Raw genomic sequence first — 6,760 nt, 5'->3', positions numbered from 1 at the left:
GCCGCGCCCCCCCCCCCGCGCGCGGGGGGGGGGGGGGCGGGGGCCCCCCCCCCCCGGGGGGGGGGCCGGCCGCGGCGGGGGGGCCCCCCGCGCCCCCCCCCCCCCCGCTCCGGGGGTGCCCCCCGTTCGAACCCCTCGATCAGCGGGTGCGCTCGACCACCGTCAGGGTGAAGTCGTCGTACGACGCCGCGTGGGTCTTGTCGCCGCCGTAGACCGCCCGAGCCTGGTGGGTGCCGGGGTTGGGCAGCATGTGGACGGTGCAGGAGGCGACGCCCTTCTTGACCGGGGCCTCGCAGAGCACGTCCTCACCGATCATGAACTGCACCGGACCGGTCGCCGTGGTCGGCGTGACGGCCGCGGTCAGCTTCAGGGTCCGGCCCCAGGTGGCCGTCGTGTCGTTGGCACGGACCGAGGTCGGGGTGAGCTCCACGGTCGGGGCCGCGGTGACGGTGACCACCCGGTTGGCGACCGCCTGGTTGCCGTTGGTGTCGGAGACCAGGTAGGACAGCGCGTAGCTGCCCGGGGTGGTGGTGTCGACGGTGCCGACCACCTGGATCCGGTCGGTGATGTCGCCGTCGGTGTTGTCCACCGCGGTGACCCCGGCCAGCGGATCGAAGGCGTGACCCTGCTCGACCGAGGTCGAGGCCGGGACAGTCAGCACCGGGGCGGTGACGTCCGTGCCGGCGGCGGCGGCGATGAAGATGCCGCCGAACTGGTCGACCGAGCCCACCTGGTCACCGTCGCCGGTGCGGCTGGTGGTGGTCCAGGCGTAGAGCTCGCCCTCGGTCAAGCCGCTCCACCGCACGGTGGCCGGCCAGCCCGACTGGGCCGTGTCCTCACCGATCACGGTGTCGGTCGGCGTGACCAGAACGAGACCGTCGGTGCTGAAGCTGGTCTTCCGCGACGACAGGTCGATCGGCAGCACCATGTTGTCCTCTGCGCCGTTGTAGCGCTTGCGGTCGTCGTACTCGGTGGCACCGAAGTTGTCGAGCATCGGCGAGTAGGTGTCGATGCTCATCTCGGCCCGGTCGACGTCGATCTGCAGCAGGCGCAGGAAGCTTGCGCCGAACTGCAGCAGGTCGCCCTTCTTGTGGTCGACGGTGCCGTCGCCGTTGAGGTCGAGGTTACCGTTGGCGTCGACCTTCTCCGGCCACAGCTCACCCGCGGTCATCTTGTAGAACTGGTAGTCCGCGAGCAGCTCGACCACGTTGTGCTCAACGGTGACGCCGACCCCGGTCTTGAGGTTCGTGCCGACGCCGTGCTCGTGACCGGCGAGGACCAGGAACACGTTCGGGTTGGCCGCCACGATGCTCGAGAACGCCCGCGAACCGTCGGTGGAGAAGTTGGCACCACGGCCGTCCGGCGCACCCGACGGGGCGATGTAGGCGTGCGTCAGCAGGATGCCGTTGCGGTCGTGGTAGCGCTGGAAGACCGAGCTGGCCCAGTCGGCCTCGGCCTGGGTGACGCCGTAGGAGAGGCCCACCGCGACGAAGTCCAGACCGCCCGCGGAGAAGAGGACGTAGTTGTTCTGGTTGTCCTTACCGCGGGTGACCACGGCGCCGGAGGCGTCGGTGGTCTCGTCCCAGGCGTGGTACGACGCCTTGTACTCGGCCGGCCACAGCTTGGACCCCTCGTAGTAGCGCTCCGGGCCGTAGTACTGGTTGAACCGCGAGGTCGGGCCGGTCTCGACACCGCCCTGGTTGTCGTGGTTGCCCGCGACGACCTGGTTCACCAGTCCGGCCGCGTCCATGGTGCGCTGCGCCTCGGCGGTGAACTGGAACTCCTTGGTCACCTGCTCGTCCAGGCCCGGGCGGAGCAGGTTGCCGCTGGCGTCGGTGGCCAGCGGGTTGGTGTAGTCGTTCTCAGTGATGTCACCGGTGTGCGCGGTGTAGGCGATCTTCCGGCTGGCAGCGTTGTCGGCCAGCCACTGGGTGGTGTCCCGGTAGGACTTCGCCCAGAGCGCCTGCTCCTCCATGGTCATCTTGTCGCTGGCCTCGACGATGCCGTCGAAGTCGTCGTACGTGCCACCGACCGCACCCTCGGCGAGGTACTGCGTGTCGGTGAAGTGGGCCAGCGAGAAGTCGTAGGCCGACGGGTCCTCGAAGTGGTCCCTGTTGGCCGGGGTGCCGGCGGTGGCGTCGCGGGGCGCCAGGTCGTCGGCGAACGGGTCCTGGCCGGTGACCAGGACGTGGACCACGCCGTTGTCGACCAGCTCCGGCCGGACGACGGCCTTCAGCGCGGTCTCACCCTCGGCCTGGCCGCGGGCGGTGGCGAGCTCGGTCCACGCCTGGGTGGTGCTGTTCCACGCGTGCAGCGAGACCGCGCGCTCGGGGTCGACCACACCGTTCCACAGGAGCTGGCGACGCTCGGTCGACGCCGGCACCTGGACGTCGTACCGCTGGAAGGGGATGCCGCCCGTGGAGGGGCTGTTGACGGACTTTCCGTCGGGACGAGGGGCAGTGCTGATCTGGGCGCCCTCGGTGTAGGAGAAGTCCAGCGCGGACGGCATCACCGGGACGGCACCCTGGATGCCGCCGGCCGGGATGCTCGGGGTGGCCTGCTTGAAGGTGGTGGTGACCTCGCCGCCGTCGGGGTTGTTGGCGATCGCGGAGAGGGTCACCCGGCCGCTGCCCTGACCGACCTCGGTGCCGCCACTGGTCGGAATGGCGTCGGAGGTGAAACGCACGGTCTTGCTGACCGGCTTGCCGAAGACGTCGGTTGCCGAGATCTGCAGGGTGTGGCTGCCGGACTTCAGGCCGGCGCCGATTTCCTGGCCGACCTGGACCGGCTCGCCGTCGAGCAGGTAACGCCAGCCGGTGGCGTTGCCCTGGTTGGTGACTGTGATCCGGAACTCGGTCGGGTGGCTGAGGTGGTCGCCCTCGGTCGGCACGGTCGACGTGACGGCGACACCCGCGTCACGGGCGTCGCCGAAAGCGGCGATGTTGAGCGCCTTGACCTCGTCGAGGGTCAGCACATTGGAGTAGATACGGGCGTTGAGCACCGAGGCCGGGGCCCAGAACTGGTTGACCGAGTCGGCGCCGAGGTAGAAGGCGTTGCGGGCGGCGCCGCCGGGCAGCCCGAGCGTGCCGGCGGCCGGTGCCTCAGCCGCGAGGACGCCGTCGACGTAGAGCCGGATGGTCTGTCCGTCCCAGGTGCCGACCGCGTGGTACCAACGGCCGGAGACGATCTGGGTCTGCGCCGACTTGTAGCCGCCGCCGACGTACGCGGTGAAGGTCAGCTTGTCGCCGTAGATCACGACCGAGTAGCCGCCGCTCTCCTTGTCGGAGCAGACCGAGTGCTCACCGCTGTTGGGCAGGGTGCCGTTGGACTTCAGGGTGCACTCGATGGAGACCTTGGTGCTGATCTTGCTCCACTGGTCGCCGAAGGCGTACGAGTAGGCGTCGTTGGAGCCGTCGAAGGACGCGACCGGCGCCTTCACCGCGGTGTCCTGCGCGATCACCGGCTCGCCGTGGACGGTGACGGCGAGGTTCTGCGCGTCGTCCTTCGGGGTGCTGTCGTCGAAGTCGACGTCGAGCACGTCGGCCACCGGGACGGGCGGCTTGGTGTTGTAGGCCGACGCCAGCTCGGCCACCTGAGCGCCGGTCAGTGCGGCGCTCCAGACCTTGCTCGCGGCGAACGAGGCGGGCGGGGCGACCTGGCCGATGCCGGTCGGGGCGGCGTCGGCGCCGATCACGAAGCGGCGTGCGGTGGAGGCCGGCGGGGTGAGCGGACCAGTGGCCGCGGTCGAGCCGGCCAGCTGGCCATTGAGGTAGAGGCTCAGGGACTGGCCGTCCCAGACCGACACGGCGTGGAACCAGCGGTTGCCGCTGATCGGGGTCACCACCGACTTGTAGCCGCCGCCGATGTGCGCCATCGTGGCGAGGTTGCCGCCGTTGACGTAGACCGAGAAGCCGCCGGCCTCCTTGTCGGAGCAGAGGTCCTTCTCGCCACTTACCGGCATGGTGGTGTCGACCCGGAAGACGCACTCGATGGCGAAGCCGGTGGAGAACCTGCTCCACTGGTCGGTGAAGTCGAAGGAGACCGCGTCGTCGACCCCGTCCACCTTGAGGATGTCGTGGCCGAACGCCGCGTCGGTGGCGTAGCTCGGGGCGCCCCAGGTGGTGGGGGTGAGGCCCTTGGCCCGGTCGGTGGTGGCGCCGCCGGTGAAGGCGACGTCGAGCACGTCGGCAGCCGGAACCGTGACAGCCGTGGCCGCCTGGCTGGTCGCGGCGGAGGTCGTCCCGGTGCTGACCGAGGTCGGAGCGGCCTGGGCGGGCGACATCAGCGCGCCGCCGACAACCGCAAGCCCGAGGGTGGCCGCGCTCAGACGGCGCCACCTCCGGGCGATCGGATGGAGTCGTGTCGTCACGACATCTCCTTTGTTGGGGGTTTTCTGTTGGTGTTGGGTGGGTAGCTGGTCGGAAATCCAGCAGAGAAGGGGTCTGAGGTCAGGTCCCGGGTAGGCCGGCTACGGCGGCGGCGGAGATGCCGACGCCGATAAGGGTGATCCCGCAGGCGGCCAGCACGGGGGCTACCCGCGTGGCCAACTGCAGCAGGGCGTGGGACTCGGCGACGCGTACCACGAGGGAGCGGCCGGTGAGAGCCATGAGACCGACGGTGAAGAGCACCGCGGCGAGCCCGAGGCCGAAACAGACCACGAGGACGAGAGCGAACCCGATCCGCCCGGCGAAGATGCCGGTCACCAGCACGAGGAAGGCCGCCGGCGAAGGCGTCAGGCCGCCGGACATGCCGAGGAGAAGGAGACCCGGGCGGGACGTGCTGGTGTGGCCATGCCCGTGGTCGTGGCTGTGGCTGTGGCCATGAGGATGGCCAGGACCGTGCCGACGCAGGTGGCGTCGCAGCAGCCAGAGCCCGACGGCGACGACGGCCAGGCCAGCCATCAGCTGCAGTCCGGTGGTCAGTCGCTCGAGGCTGACCAGGTCGGAGAGGGAGAGGAAGGTCCAGGCGACCGCGATGGCCAGCACCGAGACGGTGTGCATCGCGGCCACCGAGAAGCCCAGCCAGGCGGCGTCGCGGACCCGGCCCCGGGAGCCGATCAGGTACGCCGCCGCGAGACTCTTACCGTGGCCGGGTGCGAGTCCGTGCGCAGCCCCAGCCACGAAGGCGATCACCAGTGCCACCGGCACGAAACCCGGCGACTGCACCGTCTCGATCAGTCGATCGCCGAAGTCAGCGGCTCCGAAGAGATCGACATCGAGGAGGGCCGTGGGGCTGGAGCCGAAGGGTGCCGCTGCGGCGCCGAGGAAGGTGGTGGCGTTCATGGTTCAGGCCTGTCGTCCGCGCCGGCGGTACCAGAAGGTTCCGGCTGCGACGGCGGCCAGCAGAACACCCCCGACGACCAAGAGTTGCAAGGCGCTCCTGCCCGAGGACACCGCGGCGACGGTCTGGCTGGACGCGGGGCGGGAACCGGTGTCCGCGCCGGCGCCGATGGTCCAGTCCGCCGACTCGTGCGTGGCGTCGTACACCGCCTTCTGCCCGTCAGAGCCTCTGGCGAACGTCCGGTAGGCCTCGTGCAGGTCGGTGAGCATCCGCGACGTCACGGTCACTGTGCTCACCGGTTCGGGGCAGGTGAAACGCACCTCGGCGCCGTCGGCTGCCAGATCGTCGGCCACGCTGACCTCGCCCTCGCAGGGCTGCCCGTCCTGAGTCACGGCGATCCGCTCGGTCAGGTACTCGGCGAACTCGGGAGCCCCAGCCATCGCCGCAACGTCGGAGGCCTCGTAGATCACCGCACCGTCGAGCATCACCCGGTCCTCGGGGAGCACCCCGAGGGCGATGCCGAGCAGGGTCAGGTCATCGGTTCCGCCGACGAGCCAGCGGACCCGCACACCGTGATCGCCCTCGCCCGCGACCTCGATCTGCTGTGGGGCACCGAAGGGATGTGCCGAGGCCGGGCCCGGAACCAGCCCTCCCATCAGTACCAGTGCGAGTACGGCCCAGGAGCAACGCCAGGCGTGGCGTAGGGCACGGCACAGGGCAGACACAACAGACTCTCATTCGCTCGAACATCGGCCGGAGACGCGATCACTGTTTCGGCCGCAGATGACCAACGAGGCCACGGAAACCGAGCGAACCCTTACGGAAAGATTGCTGACTACGAAACTGTCACTGCTCATCACCGGCCCTCGCCAGGTGAGGGCGCGGCCGGTGCCCGTCGTCCGGGACCGGCCGCACCCGGTGCTGTGTGCGGACGTGCCGCCGTTTCGGCTCCTGTCGGTGGCGTCCGGTCAGTTCCCGCTGCGGTACGGGCCGTCCACGTAGACGAGCGCGTCGCCGACGGCCCGCTCGGTCGACCCGCTCGACCGGTTGACGAGGGCGCCCTCGACGGCCATCGCGGTGGAACCGTTGCTGACTCCGTAGTCAGATATCAGCAATCCCAGCCTTTCGGCTGGAAAGGTCCGTAACGGTGTCACCGGAGCGCGAGTTGCGCTTCGGTGTCCTGATGACGGTCTCGCGTTTCTTCCTGCCGTTGGTGCGGCAGGGTTGCGCCACCTGCCCGCCCCGCCCCGGCCTTACAGCTGGGGCGGGTGGCGCGGGTCTTGCGGTCGGCTCCACGCGGTTTCGACGCTTGCGCGTCCTGGTCTCCGGCCACTCCGGTACCAGTCGTTACGGCTGTCGCGAGGGCAGCGAGGTTGCGGGCGGCGTGGCATCCCGGTCGAGGATGAGGCCGCACTCGTCGCAGATGAAGGTCCTGAAGTGCAGCGGCAGCTTGGCTTTCACTGCGCTGCAGCCCGAACAG

3 protein-coding genes are annotated in these 6,760 nt (G+C 69.9%); all 3 read right to left on the bottom strand.

Features of this window, described 5'->3' with window-relative positions; translation table 11 throughout:
* Positions 1-139: 139 nt before the first annotated feature.
* Entirely contained in the window at positions 140-4,369 is a 4,230-nt protein-coding gene (locus AB0I41_RS34520; RefSeq protein ID WP_357115444.1) for a LamG-like jellyroll fold domain-containing protein, read from the bottom strand.
* A 79-nt stretch (positions 4,370-4,448) separates the two neighbouring features.
* On the bottom strand, positions 4,449-5,282 hold the full coding sequence (locus AB0I41_RS34515) for a cobalt transporter (RefSeq protein ID WP_357115441.1): 834 nt from the start codon (positions 5,280-5,282) through the stop codon (positions 4,449-4,451).
* A 3-nt stretch (positions 5,283-5,285) separates the two neighbouring features.
* Positions 5,286-5,936 (bottom strand): hypothetical protein, encoded by a 651-nt coding sequence (locus AB0I41_RS34510; protein ID WP_357115438.1) that lies wholly within the window; start codon positions 5,934-5,936, stop codon positions 5,286-5,288.
* Positions 5,937-6,760 lie beyond the last annotated feature (824 nt).

Origin of the sequence: Micromonospora sp. NPDC050200, assembly GCF_040656135.1 — a bacterium.
GTDB lineage: Bacteria > Actinomycetota > Actinomycetes > Mycobacteriales > Micromonosporaceae > Micromonospora.
This window is presented reverse-complemented; position numbering and strand designations above follow the sequence as displayed.